Origin of the sequence: Calothrix sp. NIES-2100 (assembly GCF_963875285.1) — a bacterium.
In the GTDB taxonomy this organism is placed as follows: Bacteria; Cyanobacteriota; Cyanobacteriia; order Cyanobacteriales; family Nostocaceae; genus Aulosira.
Window position 1 is genome coordinate 2569465 of the sequence record NZ_CAWNLA010000001.1, and the last position, 18568, is coordinate 2588032.

General features: G+C 41.0%; 19 protein-coding genes. 7 read left to right on the top strand and 12 right to left on the bottom strand.

Annotated elements, in window-relative coordinates:
• Nucleotides 1-35: 35 nt before the first annotated feature.
• Nucleotides 36-824 (bottom strand): CRISPR-associated protein Cas4, encoded by a 789-nt coding sequence (locus AACU32_RS11075; RefSeq protein ID WP_096599618.1) that lies wholly within the window; start codon nt 822-824, stop codon nt 36-38.
• A 230-nt stretch (nt 825-1054) separates the two neighbouring features.
• Here AACU32_RS11075 and AACU32_RS11080 point away from each other — a divergent pair, with 230 nt between their 5' ends.
• Both AACU32_RS11080 and AACU32_RS11085 read left to right on the top strand, forming a co-directional pair.
• Entirely contained in the window at nt 1055-2173 is a 1119-nt protein-coding gene (locus tag AACU32_RS11080) for a hypothetical protein (protein WP_096599619.1), read from the top strand.
• Between the two features lie 95 nt (nt 2174-2268).
• A complete protein-coding gene (locus AACU32_RS11085; protein ID WP_339377766.1) occupies nt 2269-4461 on the top strand; it encodes a hypothetical protein in 2193 nt (730 codons plus the stop codon).
• A gap of 124 nt (nt 4462-4585) precedes the next feature.
• Here the strand turns inward: AACU32_RS11085 and AACU32_RS11090 are convergent, their stop codons facing one another.
• The 4 genes from AACU32_RS11090 to AACU32_RS11105 all read right to left on the bottom strand — a co-directional run bounded on the left by AACU32_RS11090 (nt 4586) and on the right by AACU32_RS11105 (nt 8688).
• Nucleotides 4586-4942, bottom strand: coding sequence for a hypothetical protein (locus AACU32_RS11090; protein WP_096599621.1), 357 nt, complete (start codon nt 4940-4942; stop codon nt 4586-4588).
• A complete protein-coding gene (locus AACU32_RS11095) occupies nt 4939-5271 on the bottom strand; it encodes a DUF5674 family protein (protein ID WP_339377767.1) in 333 nt (110 codons plus the stop codon). The genes AACU32_RS11090 and AACU32_RS11095 overlap by 4 nt, the downstream gene beginning before the upstream one ends.
• Before the next feature lie 443 nt (nt 5272-5714).
• Entirely contained in the window at nt 5715-6491 is a 777-nt protein-coding gene (locus AACU32_RS11100; protein WP_339377768.1) for a hypothetical protein, read from the bottom strand.
• A 106-nt stretch (nt 6492-6597) separates the two neighbouring features.
• The gene (locus AACU32_RS11105) at nt 6598-8688 is read right to left on the bottom strand and encodes an S-layer homology domain-containing protein (protein WP_096599622.1); all 2091 of its coding nucleotides are present in this window, start codon (nt 8686-8688) and stop codon (nt 6598-6600) included.
• Nucleotides 8689-8966: 278 nt separating this feature from the next.
• Between AACU32_RS11105 and sipA the strand changes: the two genes are divergently transcribed.
• The 3 genes from sipA (at nt 8967) to AACU32_RS11120 (ending at nt 11656) form a co-directional block, all read left to right on the top strand.
• A complete protein-coding gene (gene sipA, locus AACU32_RS11110; RefSeq protein ID WP_096599623.1) occupies nt 8967-9221 on the top strand; it encodes a regulatory protein SipA in 255 nt (84 codons plus the stop codon).
• A 97-nt stretch (nt 9222-9318) separates the two neighbouring features.
• Nucleotides 9319-9870, top strand: a complete 552-nt coding sequence (locus AACU32_RS11115) for a peroxiredoxin (RefSeq protein ID WP_096599624.1) — start codon at nt 9319-9321, stop codon at nt 9868-9870.
• Nucleotides 9871-10954: 1084 nt separating this feature from the next.
• Nucleotides 10955-11656 carry a response regulator transcription factor gene (locus tag AACU32_RS11120; protein WP_096599625.1) on the top strand — a complete coding sequence of 234 codons (702 nt, stop codon included), beginning with the start codon at nt 10955-10957 and terminating at the stop codon, nt 11654-11656.
• Nucleotides 11657-11766: 110 nt separating this feature from the next.
• On the opposite strand, the gene AACU32_RS11125 is transcribed toward AACU32_RS11120, so the two are convergent.
• Nucleotides 11767-12309, bottom strand: coding sequence for a hypothetical protein (locus AACU32_RS11125; RefSeq protein ID WP_096599626.1), 543 nt, complete (start codon nt 12307-12309; stop codon nt 11767-11769).
• Between the two features lie 261 nt (nt 12310-12570).
• Here AACU32_RS11125 and AACU32_RS11130 point away from each other — a divergent pair, with 261 nt between their 5' ends.
• Nucleotides 12571-14559: a S8 family serine peptidase gene (locus AACU32_RS11130; RefSeq protein WP_096599627.1), complete on the top strand. Its 1989-nt coding sequence runs from the start codon at nt 12571-12573 to the stop codon at nt 14557-14559.
• Between the two features lie 389 nt (nt 14560-14948).
• On the top strand, nt 14949-15539 hold the full coding sequence (locus tag AACU32_RS11135; protein WP_096599628.1) for a prolyl hydroxylase family protein: 591 nt from the start codon (nt 14949-14951) through the stop codon (nt 15537-15539).
• A gap of 104 nt (nt 15540-15643) precedes the next feature.
• On the opposite strand, the gene AACU32_RS11140 is transcribed toward AACU32_RS11135, so the two are convergent.
• The 6 genes from AACU32_RS11140 to AACU32_RS11165 form a co-directional block, all read right to left on the bottom strand.
• Nucleotides 15644-16060, bottom strand: a complete 417-nt coding sequence (locus AACU32_RS11140) for a hypothetical protein (protein ID WP_096599629.1) — start codon at nt 16058-16060, stop codon at nt 15644-15646.
• A 43-nt stretch (nt 16061-16103) separates the two neighbouring features.
• Nucleotides 16104-16937 (bottom strand): FAD-binding domain-containing protein, encoded by an 834-nt coding sequence (locus AACU32_RS11145; RefSeq protein WP_096599630.1) that lies wholly within the window; start codon nt 16935-16937, stop codon nt 16104-16106.
• Nucleotides 16938-17236: 299 nt separating this feature from the next.
• Entirely contained in the window at nt 17237-17602 is a 366-nt protein-coding gene (locus AACU32_RS11150; RefSeq protein ID WP_096599631.1) for an aspartyl protease, read from the bottom strand.
• The gene (locus tag AACU32_RS11155; protein WP_096599632.1) at nt 17599-17916 is read right to left on the bottom strand and encodes a hypothetical protein; all 318 of its coding nucleotides are present in this window, start codon (nt 17914-17916) and stop codon (nt 17599-17601) included. The genes AACU32_RS11150 and AACU32_RS11155 overlap by 4 nt, the downstream gene beginning before the upstream one ends.
• 179 nt (nt 17917-18095) lie before the next feature.
• Nucleotides 18096-18326, bottom strand: coding sequence for a type II toxin-antitoxin system HicB family antitoxin (locus tag AACU32_RS11160; protein WP_096599633.1), 231 nt, complete (start codon nt 18324-18326; stop codon nt 18096-18098).
• Nucleotides 18323-18553 (bottom strand): type II toxin-antitoxin system HicA family toxin, encoded by a 231-nt coding sequence (locus AACU32_RS11165; RefSeq protein WP_096599634.1) that lies wholly within the window; start codon nt 18551-18553, stop codon nt 18323-18325. The genes AACU32_RS11160 and AACU32_RS11165 overlap by 4 nt, the downstream gene beginning before the upstream one ends.
• Nucleotides 18554-18568 lie beyond the last annotated feature (15 nt).

The following is an 18568-nucleotide window of genomic DNA, read 5'->3' on the forward strand; positions in this document are numbered from 1 at the left end:
TCAAGAGCTTGCTTTTTAACTAGACAATTTACAGTTTAAAAGAGGTCGTGATTTTCTGTATTTGCTTCTTTGTCAAACTTTGCAGGACAGTATGCACTAGGAACATTGCAATAGCGGCACTCCCAATGGCTTGGAGATTGACAAGGAGGAGTGGTGCTGCTAACTATAGCAACAGTTTGACGGAAAAACTCTTTAAATTCAGTGTTAACTTCTGACGGCGCAATCTCTACTATTCCATTAGGATATACTAGTCGCCCTGAGGGAGCCTGTCTTTGACAGATCTGTTGGCCTTGGGGAGAAAGTGGAAACAGCAGCATATAAATCAAAACTTGCATCCGGTGTGAAGTTTTTCGTTTGCCTGATTTGCAGTCCTCGATAATGATCTGACCATTCTCGTTGACTACAATGTCGGGTTTCCCACCGATGTCGCAGGTTTCCCCATTGATTGTAAAAGAGTTATCGTCCTCAATGTATGCAGCAAAGCCTTGGTTTTTATGCTGTATTGCTCGTTGTTTCACCATGCGATCGTGTGCAGAGGAGTCAAAGTCACTCTCACGTTTGGGAAACTGGTAATTAGCAGATAACCAAGCAGTGTACTTGCACTGCTTGTCTTCGCCCATGAGGCTGGAAAGCCAAGTTACCCAGATATAGGTTTTTAACCGTTTTTTTGCTGGTTGTGTCAATTGAATTTCCTGAGAGGATGTGTCAGACAGTGGTTTATAGGTAGTTGCTGATGTTTGAGATTGTGAAAACGCTTCTTGAAATCCAGTAATTAGTGGTTGATGGATGTCATCTGTAAGGATTCGTTTATGTTTTAGGGTCATGAATACATTTCCAATGCTGACCCAAAGGTAAATCTTACGTATTACCCCAAGCCAAGAAACACTTGATAATCAGCGAAATAGCTATAAAACAAGCTTTACAGCTTGGGGTGTGTTTGGGAATACCCCAAACATTTTCTAGCAGCAGTCCTGTAAAATAGTTACATTCAGCTTGGGGTAGGTGTCGGTTAACCCAAACATGAAGTAAGAAACTTTTGTGATTTACTCAACTTATGGGACGCACAGATAACTGGGGAGAGGAGCCTTTAAAGCGGGCGAAGCATTTAATTAAGTTTTTGCTAGGTTATAACAATAACCAACGTGACAGCTTGCTTGTTCAAGCTTGGCGTAAAATAGATAGTAACCGTCCTGAGCTAGATATACAAACAAGGCTGTTAAATCTTGCCTGGTTACTGAATCAAGACAGTAATATTAAGTCGAAACACGACAGTAGATTAAAGAAAGAAAAAGAAGAAATTCAAAGTATAATTGACCGCCTCAAAACTTTAGATATTGTGCGAGAAAACAGCACAAGTAGTGATAAACGCAAAGGTATACGAAATTTCACGTTTATTCTTTGGCACTCAAGCAAAGAGCAAGAAAATCTGACACAGTTGGAATTAACATGGCGCAACCGTCCCGAATTAAAAAAGTCTAAACTTGAGAAAAATTTATTAGCAAGTGACATACAAATATCTGAGATTCCGAAGAAAGAACTAGACTCAAAACTTAAAACAACTATAAAGACTTATCTCTCAAAGTCTTTTAGCGCTGACACTTTTGCTGAATTAGACCAAGCGGGTGAGCCAGAAACAGGTTCCGAACGTCGCACACAACTAAAACAAGTTTTTATTGATCTTGATGTTCAATTTTATGAAAGACTTAATACACGTAATAGAAAACTAGAACAACTAAGTCTATTTGCTAGGGATATATCGTCTGATGATGATGATAATGATTTTTTTGGAGAAAGTAATGAAAATTTGTCTGCAATTAAATGTCTCTTGCAAGAAAAATTTCTTAAAATTGTAATTATCGGTGGGCCAGGTCAAGGTAAATCTACTCTAGGGCAACAAATTGCCCAATTATATCGTGCCATATGGCTTGAAAAGCCTTATGATTTCGAGGACAAAGTTGAAGTTAAACGTATTCCTTTTCGGGTTGTACTAAAGTATTTTGCTCAGTGGCTTGGGAATAAAACATCTGATAATAATAGCTTAGAAGCTTACCTAGCTGAAGAAGTGAGTAGAGTAACCTTGCGACCAGGAGATATATCTCCTCAAAATATTCAAGACATTTTATTGTGCCAAGAATGCTTGTTAATTTCTGTTCTGAACACTGGAGTTATGTAGCTTTATTCCTAGCTGGTCGAATTGCTCGCGAACTGGGTGATGATGCAGATGGCATTCTCAGAAATGTGTGTCGTGCTGTAGATCGACCGCAACCGATGGATGACGAAAATAAAAATCATTACTTACGACCTGGAGCTTGGTTTGCTTTAGAAGTAGCAGCCGATGGCTCTCTCAGTAAAAATTACCGCGACCTCCAGTGTGAAGCTATCGAGTATGGTTTAGAGGTGTTAGAAACAGGTCTGACGGAGGGACAACGGCGTAAGTTAAGTTCTCTAATAGGGCAACTGTCTGAAAAAGACCAACGCGACCTTTTCCGTCCTATGTTGGAAGGTAAACTTAGCTCAAAGAATTTACCAGAAACTTGTTGGGAAGTCGCCTTGAATCTGTATGGTCGGCATTTTAGAACAACGCAATTCTTTCAAGAGAAGATTGATGTTCTACTTGAGACTCAAGAGAAAAATCTTGTGCTTTCTGCATTAAAGCTTTCTCTGCTCTATGAATCTGATCCTGCATGGATGGTGGAGCGGCTAAAACGTTATTGGTCATTTTGGAAAAATGACATTCCCCCTATATTTTTTCGTTCATACAAATATCTTGAAAATCTGTTAAATATCTGGTCATTATCCGAAGCTGAAGCAACGGAAATTGCTGAAACAATTTGTAAAAATCCTCGCCGATATATTGAGATGTATTCTCGCCAGAAAATCGATTGGGATATGCCACAGCCAAACACAATCTCAGAGCAATTAATATTGATGTTGAGGTATCTTTGGTTTGTCCACAATTTGAGAATGGAAATTCCAAATCGCTCTGATATTGCGATAAATGACGATGATGCCGTCCCAAAAACTGTGCTTCATATAAGAACAAGATTAAACTATAAATCATCTCCTCGCTTATCAGTTCCTGATAACATTGTCAAGGCTATAGATGCTCTGTTACAGCGTTCTGACTTGATGCCTTGGTTACGAGGAACTTTGTGGGCAATTTACTGGTTTATAAATCAACCAAGTCAAGCAAAAGCAACAATTTTTCTTGAGGATATTAATTTAAATAAGCAAATACATAAATTTCTTTATAAGATATGGTATTATTCTGGCTTAAGCGCAGCTTGGCCTCTTTTGACTCTGGCTCTGGAGAGACAAAGAATTGAAGGGCAAAGTACTGTAAATAATTTACTACCTTTCTTGGATGTAAATACCCAAATATCTGTTTCTGAAAGAATTATAGGGGAAATTAAAGAGTATTTTCAACAATCAGAAATAGCACAAAAACAAAAACTTTTGATAGCACTACAAACAAAAATTGGGTTGGATGAACTTTTGCCTGAATTGGTAAATTTGGCAGAACAGATGGGTATAAAAGTAGAGGATTTTGTGGGAGCGCATATTACAGTATATCCTAGTTATGTTGTTTCCGATGTTCGTCGGTCAATGAACTATGATAATGACCAACTACCAAAATTATTGACAACGGCTTATAACCTAATACAACAAGGTGAAATACCAGGTAAATTACTATGGGCTATAATTGATAATAGCTGGATGTTTGACACTGTAATAGTCAAGCAATTTCGTCAACTTCTGGAGTTAATTATTGACACTTACTCTGAAGATTCCGAATTTCCTCTTGCTAGTATAAGCGTAGCTATTTTTCTTAAGTTATTAATATATGATACACAGGTAGAGGAAACAGCTTCTCGTTTGTTTACCACTTTATCGCCAGTTAAAATTTTAGGAATTAGAAGACCTTGGCCTCCTCGTGAAGCTGTTGTCGAATCTGACCCGAAATTCCTCCATTTAATGCAATCTTTGCTCTTCTACAAAGAAGAAGCTGTACGTGTTGGGATATCTCTAATTTTAAAATTAATTATAGACTTTGAAAATCAGCGCCAATACTCTAGAAAATATATATTTCAAGAATTGAAAAAAATTCGTATAGATTTTAATTTGGGAATGAGTTTTATTGCTCATGAAAATAGTAAATATCGTGTGGTAGGTATTACGCTTCTCACTCTATCTGATTATCCAGTTGAAGATAACAAATATCGAAATCTTATTTTAGATAATTTGAAACAACCTCAAACTGATGAGGAGGAAGAAGCTTGGTATCAATTTTTGCAAGAAGTTTATATGTCTGAGGAAAAGTATGCAATGTGGCATCGACTATTGGAAGGAATTTTATGCAAGCCATCGTTTTACAATAGTTCCATCTTGAGTTTAGCAATGCAGCGATACCAAGAAATTAGCAGCAATATTATTGATGCCACAATTCCTGAAATAGATTAAAACTATTGTGATTAGTGTAATTATTTTATGATTGTTTTAAAATTGTGCCGGAAATACTCCAATTGCAAAGGATAGGCAAGAAACTTAATAGTTTTGACGATGTTTGCACGGGGAAAGATACCTGTCATGATGCTAATGAAGACACTTCCTGCACACGTTCTGACAAACTACCAGCAATTTGGGCTACCTCGGTTCGCTTCTCTATGTCAGCCCAGATTTTTTCCCAGTTAAACAGCCACTGGGCAAGGATGCGTCCCAAATCTACTAGTTCGGCAGAGCGATCCACATCAGTATCAATATAATGCGGTACAGTCCATTCAATAAAATATAGGCTTTCGCGCATGAGGCTAACAATTTTATCTTCACCCGTTCCATTCGTTACAAACGATTGAATTTGGGCAAGGTGTGCTGCCAAGTGGTTTAACCGCGTGGGGATATCGTTTTGTTGAAAGCGTTCTCGATCCAGCGTTACTGTATTCATATATCTCCCAAGAATTCGGTAATAATTTGGGCTACCCGTTCTCTTATGGTAACGTCGAGGATTTCCATTGAACGGTTTTGGCGCGGGCGAAGGTTAATAATTGAATCATAGGTAATATTTTGAGTTGAGGGCATATAACCCGCACCCCAAATATCTTGTTGTCGGCTGCCGTCTGCAAGTAAAGCTTGTTCACAATCGTAATGCATTTCACCACCACCAGCCAGGGTATAACGCTCGATGTCAACCGCCACTTTTATATAAAATTTATGCTCCAGAAGCATTTGTTCCATTTGTTCGGGAGTGGCTCGCTTAGGAATGATAACAATCAAATAGATTTCTCCTTGTCGCTCGAATGGGTTACCTTGACTGTGTTAGCCAATGCGATTAGTGAGTTGTATTATCCAATGTCAGCAACAGCATACAGGTAACTCAAGGCTTAATTAATCAAAAATAAAAAGCCAAAAAGCTAATTTTTGAATGACAAACTTATCATAAAAAGCAGTCTAAGCAAGCTCTATATGTAGAGCTAGAATCACCTCGCATGGACAGCAGGGGAGTTTCAAGCATTGCCCAAAATGTTTATCAGCGGTTTAATTTGACCGAACAATTCGCAATTGCGGACAAAATTGTCATTAACTAAAATACCTTCTATCTTCTACTTGTAAAATATTAATTTTTTACACTTAACATTTACGCACAACTACAGGCTGTAGTTGAAGCAATACCCTGCGGGAAGCCGCTGAGCGTCTACATGAATTGCCCCTACATGAAACTACGGATTTTGGCTATTATTAGCGTAAGTTTTGGCACTATTTTCATCTTTGATTTTTTCTCTTGTATAGGTTTTTCCCATTGGTCTACTAGACATAGCTTTGAGTTTTGATGTAAATGACTCGGTGCGATCGCTTGTGTCGGGGGTAAATTGCCCAATGGGATGATGACTCGCACTCGATGGTAGTAGTCGCTGTGATTTATGATCACTTTGGGCCTGGTGGCTGGGTGACACAGCGGCAACTGGAGGTATTGTTGCATAAGCTACAGCTTCTTCTGTATCTTCGCTGATAACTGGTGGCTGTTCGACTTCTCGCATCACTTTCACTGGCGCCAGTTTTCTTTGGCTATAGTCACGCTCTACTTTAGTTGGTGATGGTTCGCCACTCGCGGATGATAAATGATAGTTATTATTTTCCGGACTGACGCTTTTCTTGGCTGGATATAAAACTGGGGTGTGGATAGAAGTTAAGCTTTCGGGAAATTTGCTGCAAATCAGGCGTTCAAATTCCATGTTGAAATGATACGTAGCCTGACCGCGCCGATGCCAAAAGTTTAAAATTTGTTGTACTGAAACTGCTTTGTAACGACCTTGATACAATGCCTCGATCACGGCAATGTGTAGCCACTCAATGGGGTAATTGGCTTGCCAACGTCTAATTAGCTCACTGGCACTATAACCGCTGAGGTCAAAGCTATAGTGAGTTAATAAGGCGGTTGCTAAGTCGGCATAATTGTCTGTAACTGGTGTTAACATGGAGCTATGAGCTTCAGACATAAGTGATATTTTTTACCCATTGCTGATAGGCGAAAGAGCTTTTAAGCTACGGGGTGGTTGCCCAAGTTATTTTAAATTAATAGGAAATGTTTCTTATTCTACTTGGTCAATTGCTTGTATGGGAGACAATATATGGTGATTTAATGGCATTTGTGCGTTGAATTGCCACCAAAGCTTGATAAACCATAGCTGCTACTTCAGCGCGTGTGGCTTCACGAACTGGCACAAGCTGCTTAGGATCTGGATAATTAACTACTATTTGCTGTTGGGTGGCGGTAGCTACAGCCTGACGGGCATATTCGGGTATGGAATTGCGATCGCTATAAGCCAGTAAGTTATTACTATCACCAGCGGCTAAACTTAGTCCGTTGACTAAGGAGACGATCACTTGTAATCGTTGCACGTTTTGATCTGGGCGGAAGGTGCGATCGCTAAATCCGCTGACAAACCCTCCCCTAGCCGCAGTTTGGATCGCTTTCGCCGCCCAAAAATCATTCGCCACATCAGTAAATTCTATGGCTGGGCGTTTAGCCGTGGGGTTAAAAGCCAGCGCCACTAAAGTCGCATACTGGGCGCGATTCATGGGTTTATCTGGCTGATAGCTACCGTCAGCAAAACCTGTAGTTAATCCCATACTAACTAATCCCCGAATAAATGCTTCTGCCCAATGTCCTTTTAAGTCTGTGAAGGAGGGAAGATTAATTTCGGGATTGACTATATAAGGCGAGGCGATCGCTTTTTCTTGACCAATGGCGACTAATGCTTGATAAATTAATGCTGCTACCTCAGCACGGGTGATGTCCCTGACTGGTTCTAGCTGTTCTGTTTTTGGGTAGTTGACTACTAAGAGTTTTTGGGTAGCAACTGCCACACCATTAGTAGCATAACTGGGTATTTGGGCGCGATCGCGGTAGATACTCAACACCTGAGGGTTCCCCCCACTCCATTTCAAACCATTCACAATTGATACTATTGCCTGAATTTTTGTTAAATTTTGTTCTGGTCTAAAAGTGCCATCAGGGAATCCACTAATAAACCCCATATTGGCAGCTCGCACGATGGCTGAGGTTGCCCAATAATCTGGTTTGACATCTGTAAAATTACTGGCTTTGCTGCCATTTGGTGGCGGAAAAGTCTTGGCAATTATAGCAGCGTACTGGGCACGAGTGATCGGGGAATTGGGTTTAAATGACCCATCGGGGAATCCACTGATTAAGCTTTTATTGACTAACGCCTCTACAAAAGCTACAGCCCAATGTCCACCTAGGTCATAGAAACTAGTGCCAACTGATACTTGTGGGGAAGCTTCTACGGTAGTTGAGAGAAAATCTATTGCTCCTTTTACCAGAATCGGATTTAACTGATTCCCAACGGAAACCAGCTGCACTGATGTGACATTTTGTAAATCGAATTCTTGATTATCGCGAAAAATATTACCAGCCGAGTCTTGGGTACTACCTAAATCGGGGATGGCGTTTCCATTCACCAATAAACCACCTTGGGTATTATTAGTAATGACATTTTGTCGCAATACAGGGCGTGCATCTCGTGAAAGCGCGATCGCGGTTTGATTTTCAGTTAGTTTATTATTTGCTACTAAAGGAGCAGCAAAGTCACTAATTGCGATCCCCAAGCCATTTTTCTGAAAAATATTCCGCAACACTTCTCCTTTGCTATTGCGTGCCATTGTTAACCCACTGGCGGCGTTTTGCAAAAATACATTATCTAAAATTGCTGGTTTGGCTGAGCCTGTTGTAAATATACCTTCCCGCGTACAGTTAATAAATGTATTGTTAGATACAGTTGGTGCGGTTGATTCAATCCAGACACCAGTACCTTTATTCGTTTTATTTGTGACAGTCACACCCCTCAGACTAGCATCTTCCTGTAATAGCAATGTAATATTTTGTGTCCCAAAGCTGGGACTTTGATAAGCCCCACCGCCGATAATCACAATCCCTGCGCCTTTGTTGGTTTCGTTACCTACTACAATTACCCCGGGCGGGATCATCAGTGGAAACACCTCACCAGTAGCAGTGCTATATGTTCCCGGACCTAACTGAATAATTGTAGATTTTGTCGATGCTTTTAAAGCACGGGTGAGACTTTTAAACGGACTCAACCGTGAACCAGCGTTAGCATCACTCCCTTGGACAGAGTTGACATAGATTGTGGACAGGAGGGTAGAGTTCACCATTGTTTAAATTATGACAGCGATAAATAATAACCTAGTTATAATCACTCTTATAAAATAAGTGCATCTATTTTGGAAATGGGGGTTAGGGATTAGGGGCTAGGGAATAAAGATGTTCATACTCTGGTTGTGTGTGAGATCGTACGCTTACCGCGCAGCGTCTTTGACAGGAAAAGGTATCGCTTGGGGGCTAGCTAAAGATAGGAGTTTTGAGTTATGAGTTAATTTAACAAGGCAATTCCCTGCCCTCTGCCTTCTTCACAACTCCTTACATCATCAAAATGTCTAAAGAATTTATCATTGGTAGTAAAGTCCGGGTGGTAGCGCTACCTCCTTACGTCAAAACTGCTGAACCTATGCCGATGCTGCGTCCTCCTGATGTGATTCACCTTGGGGAAGAAGGTACGGTAATTGACCGTCGTCCTGGTGGATATTGGGGTATTCGTTTTACCAAGGGAGCTTTTCTCCTTGATAGTCAATACATCGAAAGTACAGATATCCCTTCTGAATCTCAGCCAGAGTCAACTGAAGGATGAAATGGACGATGTGTACTAATTCTCACTTCATCCTTGCTTGTCTCAAATAGTAACCAAGAATTGTAAACTTGTGTAAAGTTATAATTCTGATCTGTACATGATTTCTCGTCGTACTTTTTTAAGCATATTATTTGCCAGCTGTGTTACGCTTTTCAGTTGGCTAAACTTTACTTCTGTTGCTGATGCTCTGGGTGGGATACTGCCAAAAATTAATCAACCTGCACCAGAGTTTACTTTGCCAACTAATACAGGTAATGGTACAATTTCACTCTCCGAATTACGCGGTAAGTGGGTAGTGCTTTATTTTTACCCGAAAGACTTTACCTCTGGTTGCACAATAGAGGCGCGGCGGTTTCAGCAAGACTTACCCAAATATATGGAAAAGAATACGCAAGTTATCGGTGTGAGTGCGGATGATGTTGATTCTCACGCTGAATTTTGTGATTCCGAGGGGCTAAAATTCCCGCTATTGGCAGATACTACCGGTGCTGTGAGTAAAGCTTACGGTTCTTGGATTAGGGCTGTCTCCATGCGCCACAGTTTTATCATCGATCCACAGGGCATTTTGCGGGAGACTTTTGTCAAAGTTAATCCTAATATTCACAGTAAAGAAGTGCTGGCGCGATTGGAGGATTTGCAACGGGTTTAAACCCACCCCTAGGGCGTGTTTTCTTGCGTCTATGATCCCCTTTAAATTGTCATTACGAGCGCAGCGATAGCGAAGCGAAGTAATCCCATCTTCCCGTAATTTTTGCGATCGCTTGTCTGCGACACGCTGCGGACAGGGTTCCCTTTGTTAATGAAAGGGTTCCCTTTGTTAATGAAAGTGTTCGTCTTCTTGACACTCCCCGAAATTTCCAGCATCTTCCCTTAAATAGACCACGTTGTAGGGGCACAGCAATGCTCATTGGTGTCAACTTAAGTTAAAACGCTTATCCCACAAGTCTTTCACCCCACCCCTTAATCCCCTCCCCGTAAACTCTGAGGGGACGTTTTGGCTTTAGACAAAACTGGGGTGGGGTAACGCGGATCTTGATGTTAAGCGATTTAATTCAAAATCAAGCTTTGGCAAGGGTTTCATGTTAAGTTGACACGTATGAGCATTGCTGTGCCCCTACGATGTGGTGCAAATACGTGAAAACTGCTGTAATTTCGGGGATTATTGCTTCATTTAGGAATCCGATTTGATTATTGAAAAAATCTAAGTATGTGTAGGGTGCGTTATCAGCGAGAGTACTGTACCGTATTCTAGACCTTGGTGCGGCGCTTGGCGACAACACGTCTCTTAACCTCAAAATAGATTCTGCCAAATTTGCGATAGGCGTTTACTCATTTGTCTGTAACCGTGTAATTACTGCTGTTTTAGAGTCTAACTTAACATTACTAGGGCTGACATTAATTTACTGTCCTTAGTCGTAGCGGGCTTTCCGTCCCGTACTACAATAGCACTACAAGAGCTATATGATTAATTTGTGTACCTCATATACCTGTAATCTGCTGTAAGTCCTGAACTAAATAGGCTGTCTTAAATATTTAAGAAAGTTGAAATTTGTCAAGTAAAATAAACCGGACTATTATATAGGGATAACCGTACAAAAGTAGGTGGAGAAATTTCGCTAAATTGAAACCAAGAAGAAAAATAGCTCTATCCTAGCGGCTCAACTATTGACTTGGGCATGGACAGGGTACATATATCAACACATATATAAACAACAAGTGGCAAGGAAGAAACTATGTCAGCAAAATTGTTACTAGTAGATGACGAACCTGGAGTGCGCCAAGCAGTCAAAGATTACTTGGAAGAAAGTAGTTTTACGGTTCAAGTAGCTAGTAACGCGAATCAGGCATGGCAATTATTGCAAAAAAATGTGCCAGACTTAGTAATTTCCGATATTATGATGCCCCAGGTAAGCGGGATGCAATTTCTGAAGCAATTACGGGAAGATCCCCGTTTTGAGTCCTTACCAGTAGTGTTTTTGACTGCTAGAGGCATGAGTTGCGATCGCATTCTTGGATACCAAGCTGGTTGTGATGCCTATTTACCAAAACCCTTTAACCCTGATGAGTTGGTTGCTATTGTGGAAAATTTGCTCTTACGGCGAGGGAGTACGATTAAAACCAGCAGTGGCATGACAAATATTGATGATATTATCCGCCAATTTGAAATACTTCAGGAAATGTTAGAGAGAACTTGTGTGTTTCCTCAATCACCTGCGCCAATTAAGCCTTCGCCAATTAACATTGATTTGACACCACGGGAACAAAGTGTTTTAGATCTAGTAGCACAAGGTTTAATGAATAAAGAAATTGCCCGTCGCCTAGACACTAGCGTTCGCAACGTTGAGAAGTATGTTAGTAGATTATTCACCAAAACTGGTAAAAATAGTCGCACCGAGTTAGTGCGCTATGCCCTGGAACATGGTTTAAGTAATTGATTGGGCATGGGGCATGGGGCATTGGTCATTTGTCATTTGTGATTCATCCCCTTCATCTCCCTTGTCTCTCTCATCCCCCTCTGCCATCTGCCTTTTTTTCTCAGACCTTCCTAACGCTGTCTTCTTTCCATCAGCATTTGCGGTTCGACATTTTCCACATTCGGTATTGCTTGTAATTGGGCAATTTTTTGGAAAGCATCACTCATCTTACCTGATTTAGCACGTAACCAAGCAGCATGAGGAGCATAAGCCAATTTTTCGGCGACTTCATAACCGGCTTGATTAATCGCGGCTTGTTGTGACTCTACATCAACGTTTTCGGCAAAGCGAATAAATACTAAACCTGTGGGAACAGCGAGTGAACCTCCTTGCAATGTATAAACCGGGCTGAGTTTATCTGTAATTGCTGGCTTTGGTTCACCAGCAAAAACTGCTATTTTCCCCTCATTCAATACTAAAGCGGCTGTTGATTGCGTAGACATCGCTGTTGGTTGCTGAAAGTGTACAGCGTAGTACCCAGGCTGACGACTGTATAACACAGGCGCATCTTTGCCAATGCGAATTTGTTGGGGATATTCACTAAAGTAGTCTGATGGAAATCTCACTTCAGCAATTGGGGGTAGAGAATTAGCCTGGAGAAATAATTCGATCATCTTGTTTAAATTCTCTTATTTTTAACAGGACTGAAGTCCTCACTACAAACTTGTCGCCTTTAGACAAGAGAAAGTTTCCCCAGATTGCTATTTACTAAGATATTTAAACTTATGTTAGCAATATTCAGGAAAAATCTAGTTAAAGCTTGTATTTACTGGCAATACTAACTTATTTCTTAGCTGCGGCTTACGGGTGCTTCATTTCAGATATGCACATGCAAGCCAGAGGCTGAGATTTACTAGATACCAGGAGATGAAATTATGGTTCAGGTTCGCTATGGTGGTCAGAACGGTGAACAGTATGAACTTGTTATTAGTGATAATCACATTGTAGTTCGTACGGAAAATCGCAGTTTACTTGTAGGCGATCGCCCTTTTGAAGTAGCATCTGTATCACCCGAAGCCCGGAGTATCCTCAAGCAATTTGAGGTAAAAACCCGATTTCGGCAAGCAGGTGTAGAAGTTTTGCAAGTGAAAGCACCCAGGGAAGATGGTGCTTTACGTGACCAAGCTAGGGCAATTCTCAATCAAGAACCCCAAATTCAATTTGCTGGGCGGGTATTGGTTGATCCTCGGTCACAGCAGCCAGTAATCTACACGGAAAACTTATTCGTGAAGTTTGATGATGAAGCGGAAGCTAGCACCTGTGAGGCTGTTTTAGGGCGTTACAATTTAACCATCAAACGTCAACTCGATTATGCCCGTAATGCCTATTTTGTCAGTGCGCCTGCAAATACTGGGTTAGCAATCTTTGACCTAGCCGAAAGTCTACTCAATGAAGAATCTGTGGAATTGTGCCATCCTGAATTAGTCCGGGAAATTCGTAAACGTCAAGCTTTTCCCCAGCAATGGCATCTTAAAGAAACTACAATTAATGGTAAAAATATTAATGCTCATGCCAACGTAGAAGCAGCTTGGAAGTTGAGCGACGGTACAGGAGTGACTATTGCCATTGTTGATGATGGTGTGGATATCGACCATGAAGAATTCCGTTCTGCTGGTAAGGTTGTCGCCCCTAGAGATGTGACCTTCAAAACTAATAATCCCAGACCAGGAAACTCAGACGATCATGGCACAGCTTGTGCTGGGGTAGCCTGTGGTAATGGTAACTTTGGTGCATCAGGTGTAGCACCAAAAGCTAAACTAATGCCTATTCGGTTTGTTTCGGCGTTGGGTTCACAAGAAGAAGCTGACGCTTTTGTCTGGGCGGCGCAAAATGGTGCAGATATCATTTCTTGTAGCTGGGGCCCAGCAGATGGGGATTGGTGGGACACAACCGACCCGGTTCACAAGCAAAAAGTGCCTTTACCTGATTCTACAAGGTTGGCGATGGACTACGCCTTTACAAAAGGGCGCAATGGAAAGGGCTGTGTGATTTTATTTGCGGCTGGTAATGGTAACGAGAGCGTAGATAATGATGGCTATGCCAGCTATTCTAAAATCATTGCTGTAGCCGCCTGTAATGACTATGGTACCAGAAGCGCGTACAGCGACTTTGGCAATGCTGTTTGGTGTGCTTTCCCCAGTAATCACGGCTACAGTTCCCAAACCCCAGGCATTTGGACAAGCGATCGCACTGGTGCAGTCGGGTACAATTCTGGTAAGACTCAACTCGGCGACTTAGCAGGTAACTATACTAATAGTTTTGGTGGTACTTCTAGCGCTTGTCCTGGGGCGGCTGGTGTGGCGGCTTTGATTATTTCCCGTAACCCAGATTTACGTTGGGATGAGGTCAAAGATATCATTAAACGTTCGAGCGATCGCATTGATGAAACTGCTGGCAATTATGATGCTAACGGACACAGCCCTTTCTATGGTTACGGTCGCGTCAATGCCAAGAAAGCTGTAGAACTAGCATTACCCCCACAACCAGAACCCGTCGGTATTTTCAAAGCCGTGCAGGATGTGCCAATTAATGATTTGCAGACATCTACACTCAGTTTAGCGATCGCAAACACCAATGCCATCAAATCTATCAAAGTTGAGGTAGACATCGAGCATACCTACATTGGCGATTTGGTTGTCTCCCTTGTCCCCCCCACAGAAACAGGTGTATTACCGATAATTCTCCATAATCGCCTAGGCGGAGCCACAGACAACATCAAAACCACCTATGATGAAGTCAACACCCCTGAGTTAGCTGCCCTCAAAGGTCAAAGTCCCCAAGGTAATTGGACTTTGGAAGTAGCAGATAAAGCCAAAATAGATACAGGCAAAATTCGCAGCTTAACGATTGAAATTCGGTTTTAAATAGTAGTAAGGACTTTAGTCTTTGACCTTGTGACTAAAGTCCTTATCTACCAATTTTAAAAAAGAATACGACAGATGGGTAGGGAACATTCTTCCTTACCAATCATTTATGTGTCACAAACAGTATTTGAATTGGTATCAGATACCCAACTTTTTCATGCCGCGCTAAATCTTTAGTTTGCCCCTGACCTTAGCTACCTTCACACTACCCCTAAAAAAGTTCCACTATCGGGGTTAATAGCGGTAATCATCTTCCCGTTTTAGTCAAATTCAGCGGTTATTAATACAGTCAAATGCTCTGCTGATGAAGCTCGGTTTGGCGTTATTGTGATTGAAACTAAGATAGATGGTGATGTGTTTCATTACTCGAAATTCACTTATATTCAACCATGACCAAGAAAAATTTGCTTGGCAACGAAATTTTCACGTTGGACAATATTTTCTCACCAGAAGAATGTGCTGAGTATATTACTTTAACCGAAAACATTGGTTATACAGATGCTCCGATTAATACAATCCGAGGTTTTCAAATACGTCCCGACATCCGCAATAATCAGCGTGTCATTTTAGATGATCGGGAAAGAGCTTTTGATTTATGGCAGCGAGTGTCAAATTATATACCTAATACCATTGGTAGATGGCAAGCGGTTGGGCTGAATGAGCGTTTTCGTTTCTATCGCTATGATCCAGGCCAGAGGTTTGCGGTTCATCATGATGGTTCTTATCAGCGACCTAACGGCGAGGAAAGTCTATTAACTTTCATGATTTACCTGAATGAAGGTTTTGATGGTGGTGAAACCCGTTTTCATCTGACCCGTCGATATTATGAACATTTACCTACTATCGCTGTAGTTCCAGTTATAGGTATGGCTTTGTGTTTTGTCCACGAACTAGTACATGAAGGCGCTCCTGTTATCCAAGGACGAAAGTACGTTTTACGCTCAGATGTGATGTATCGTCAACTGTCGAAAGTGTATTGAACTGTAAACGAGATATTTCTGTGATTTGGGAATAACTCAAGCTGCTCATTATATATTCAGGCTTGAGTGTTTATCATTATTTTTGATGCTTGCTAAAATTTGTGTTATTCAAAAACATACTTTTCTGCTACCTTCCAATAGCGAGAGAACCGCTTGAGGTCAATATATCCGGCGTAATCAAAAAACGGTTCTACCTCAAACACTTCCAAGTTTAAAGAACGCTCAATTTCATCGCATATCTGATGAAAGCGAGGACTAGGACTATCGGCTGTTGCTACTAAATCAGCGTTATGTTCTTGAGCAAAAGCTAAAATTTCTTGCGTCACATTACCGCGACGAATTTCTACAGGTAACTCTAGCAAGCATTCATAAATAAAAGTTAGTCGCTTGAGACTAAGTTGCCATTCTTCTATCAAAGCATCATCCCAAACCCAAATCGCAGGCGCATCTGGGTATTCTTGTAAAGCCGGGTTGTAAGGACTTAGACAGTCGCCGTGTATCCAAATTATTTGTTTAGTCATTTGTCATTAGTCAGTTGTTCTTTGTTATTTCTCCCCACACTCCCTATCTCTTCCCTTTTTGCCAACTTTGACTGTTGGGTTTTTTGGTAAATTCTCCTTTGGGAAACAGGCGTTGTTCTAATTCTTCATAACTACCTTCAAAGTCACAATGACCGTAGAGAGGACATTTTTGACAATACACTCCTTTGGTGTAGCGTTCTAAATTCTCGCGGTTGAAAAAATAAGGTTTATGACTAAAGGTGCTGGCTACCCATTGCCATGACATATTATTACTGGCAGGATCGCCGTCTAATAAGTGTTCTAAAAACCATTTTGCACCTGCTTGCCAGCGAATACGTCGCCAATGGACAATATAAGCGGCTAACCACATCCGCATATGGTTATGTAGATAGCCAGTTTCTTGTAATTCTTGACTAAAGTTATCGATGCAAACTAAGCCTGTATTAGCATCTTTGATATTTTGGGGTAACTCTAGCGCGTATTCTGCTACGGTGTAGCCGGTTTTGTATTCTTCTTGGTCTTGCCAAATGTTATTTCCTAGCTTGGCATATAATCTTTGCCAGTAATCCCGCCAACCCAATTCGTTGATTAGTTTTGTCGCATCATCACGGTTTTGGACTTTATCCAATACATAATCGCGAATTTCCCTCAGACTCAAAACTCCATAACGGATATATGGTGAAAGCTTAGTTACATCACCTGTTAAAAAGTTGCGTGTTTTTCCATATAAGGCTGGTTTCACCTTTTGCAAGGCTTTTTCGGCGGCTTTTCTTCCCCCCACTGTATTGCTGACACGCTCATCTCGTTCTGCGGCTTGGGGGAATTGTTCTCGTAGATAAGCTATTAATTCATCTCGACTGGCGAATTCACGCTGCATAAGTTACTTATTTACAAAATTTAACAGATGACAATACATAATACGATAGCAGCTAATTATTGATAATAAAAACTCTAGCAGTTATAAGTTACCAGGGTATTATATTTTTCAATCCAATACCTTCGACAATTTACGAGAGTGAGTTGATGTATGAACTCCCATTTATTCGAGACTGGGCAAAAACAATAAGTCTTAAAAATTACTTCCTGGTTTCCCAATACCTTTGCAAACATTTTTGTAGCCTCTTATTTTGACAAAGGTATTGAATTTAAGTGTTGATTAATTATTATTTTTTTAGGTCAATTTCCCAAGGTTAAAATACCCGATGGCATATCTACAACTAACCTACGATTAGTGAGCCATTGACGACCGAGTAAAACTTCTGGCACTCCATCACCAGCATAAACAGGAATATCAAAAATCTCTCCATCAATTCTGACTGTTCCTGCATAAATATCAAAGTTAGATACACCCCTTGCCATCAACATTGAACGTTCGCCTAAATATTCCCAATCAAACCCCTCCAAGTCCTGCTTATCAATGGCTAACCAATCAGAAAATCCTGTATCTAAAATCACATCAATTGGTAATTCAAATCCATTGGCTGCAATCAATTCGATTTCAAAAATCAACTCCTCCCCATCACCAAATGTTCCTGATATCATATTGTCCCAGCAACTCCAGTCTCGTTAATTTTAAAGACGAAAACGGGACAGTTTGGGTGTTTTTGACGTGACATTTTAATAGCAGTCATCTCATCTTTATCAACAAAATATTCGCGGCTTTCTGGTTCGACTGCCATGTACCAGTTGTAGTGAGTTTTAATTAGTTCGGGTTGGACTTTATCAAAAATGGGCTTGCAGCGTTGGTAAAATTCTTCTTGAGAAGTTTTCCAGGCTTGCTTTTTCTCTTGGGTCCACTGGATTGAGGGAAAAATTCTTCCCCTGCGGGTAACACGGGTGGGTTTGGTGTCGGTCATAGTTGAGTCTCACGAATGGGCAATATCTATAATCTTATGCTCCTACCGATAGCAAATTCTTAACTTCATAAGCAATATGGTTGGCTTGAAATTCAATGATTATCGCAGGCGATCGCTAAATTTTAGTATATCTGTATTCATATACATGGAATTTTTCTCGCCGACTTGGAAAAACTTAACTAAGCAACCTGCAACGGCTTTGTCGGCAGAATTCTCGGTTCTGGTAGTGATTTTCCTTCCTCCTGAAGCATCTCAATGAATGCCTCAATCACCTCTTGACCATTTTTAGCAGCTTCCTCATAAGTTCTACCATGCGTATGAAACTGCTGCCAAGGAAATTCGGGCAAGTGAACCAAAAAGAGTTGATCTTCCTCTGACCATTGAATCACCATGCTGTAGTGATAGCTCATTCTTCACTTTCCTCCTGTTCAAGTCCTTCCAACTTTTCTAGCACCCGTTGAATATTCTTTTCTAGATATAGCGGAGCATCATCCCCATCCTGACCTGGGATAGTTAGGGGTTCTTCAGGTAGCAACGGATGTTTCCAATAAGTATGACTTCCTTTACCTCGACCTGCTTGCAAAACGTACCCAGCTTTTGCCACCATTGCTTTCAACTGTCTGATTTTCTTTGGCATTGCCCCTTACCGCCT

Excerpts from the sequence above, each read along its gene's own strand:
- AACU32_RS11160 (WP_096599633.1), bottom strand. The coding sequence starts at position 18,326 with ATGAGCTATCACTACAGCATGGTGATTCAATGGTCAGAGGAAGATCAA.
- AACU32_RS11080 (WP_096599619.1), top strand. The coding sequence starts at position 1,055 with ATGGGACGCACAGATAACTGGGGAGAGGAGCCTTTAAAGCGGGCGAAG.
- AACU32_RS11165 (WP_096599634.1), bottom strand. The coding sequence starts at position 18,553 with ATGCCAAAGAAAATCAGACAGTTGAAAGCAATGGTGGCAAAAGCTGGG.
- AACU32_RS11105 (WP_096599622.1), bottom strand. The coding sequence starts at position 8,688 with ATGGTGAACTCTACCCTCCTGTCCACAATCTATGTCAACTCTGTCCAA.
- AACU32_RS11085 (WP_339377766.1), top strand. The coding sequence starts at position 2,269 with ATGGATGACGAAAATAAAAATCATTACTTACGACCTGGAGCTTGGTTT.
- AACU32_RS11120 (WP_096599625.1), top strand. The coding sequence starts at position 10,955 with ATGTCAGCAAAATTGTTACTAGTAGATGACGAACCTGGAGTGCGCCAA.
- AACU32_RS11090 (WP_096599621.1), bottom strand. The coding sequence starts at position 4,942 with ATGAATACAGTAACGCTGGATCGAGAACGCTTTCAACAAAACGATATC.
- AACU32_RS11130 (WP_096599627.1), top strand. The coding sequence starts at position 12,571 with ATGGTTCAGGTTCGCTATGGTGGTCAGAACGGTGAACAGTATGAACTT.
- AACU32_RS11115 (WP_096599624.1), top strand. The coding sequence starts at position 9,319 with ATGATTTCTCGTCGTACTTTTTTAAGCATATTATTTGCCAGCTGTGTT.
- AACU32_RS11145 (WP_096599630.1), bottom strand. The coding sequence starts at position 16,937 with ATGCAGCGTGAATTCGCCAGTCGAGATGAATTAATAGCTTATCTACGA.
- sipA (WP_096599623.1), top strand. The coding sequence starts at position 8,967 with ATGTCTAAAGAATTTATCATTGGTAGTAAAGTCCGGGTGGTAGCGCTA.
- AACU32_RS11155 (WP_096599632.1), bottom strand. The coding sequence starts at position 17,916 with ATGACCGACACCAAACCCACCCGTGTTACCCGCAGGGGAAGAATTTTT.
- AACU32_RS11150 (WP_096599631.1), bottom strand. The coding sequence starts at position 17,602 with ATGATATCAGGAACATTTGGTGATGGGGAGGAGTTGATTTTTGAAATC.
- AACU32_RS11135 (WP_096599628.1), top strand. The coding sequence starts at position 14,949 with ATGACCAAGAAAAATTTGCTTGGCAACGAAATTTTCACGTTGGACAAT.
- AACU32_RS11125 (WP_096599626.1), bottom strand. The coding sequence starts at position 12,309 with ATGATCGAATTATTTCTCCAGGCTAATTCTCTACCCCCAATTGCTGAA.
- AACU32_RS11100 (WP_339377768.1), bottom strand. The coding sequence starts at position 6,491 with ATGTCTGAAGCTCATAGCTCCATGTTAACACCAGTTACAGACAATTAT.
- AACU32_RS11075 (WP_096599618.1), bottom strand. The coding sequence starts at position 824 with ATGACCCTAAAACATAAACGAATCCTTACAGATGACATCCATCAACCA.
- AACU32_RS11140 (WP_096599629.1), bottom strand. The coding sequence starts at position 16,060 with ATGACTAAACAAATAATTTGGATACACGGCGACTGTCTAAGTCCTTAC.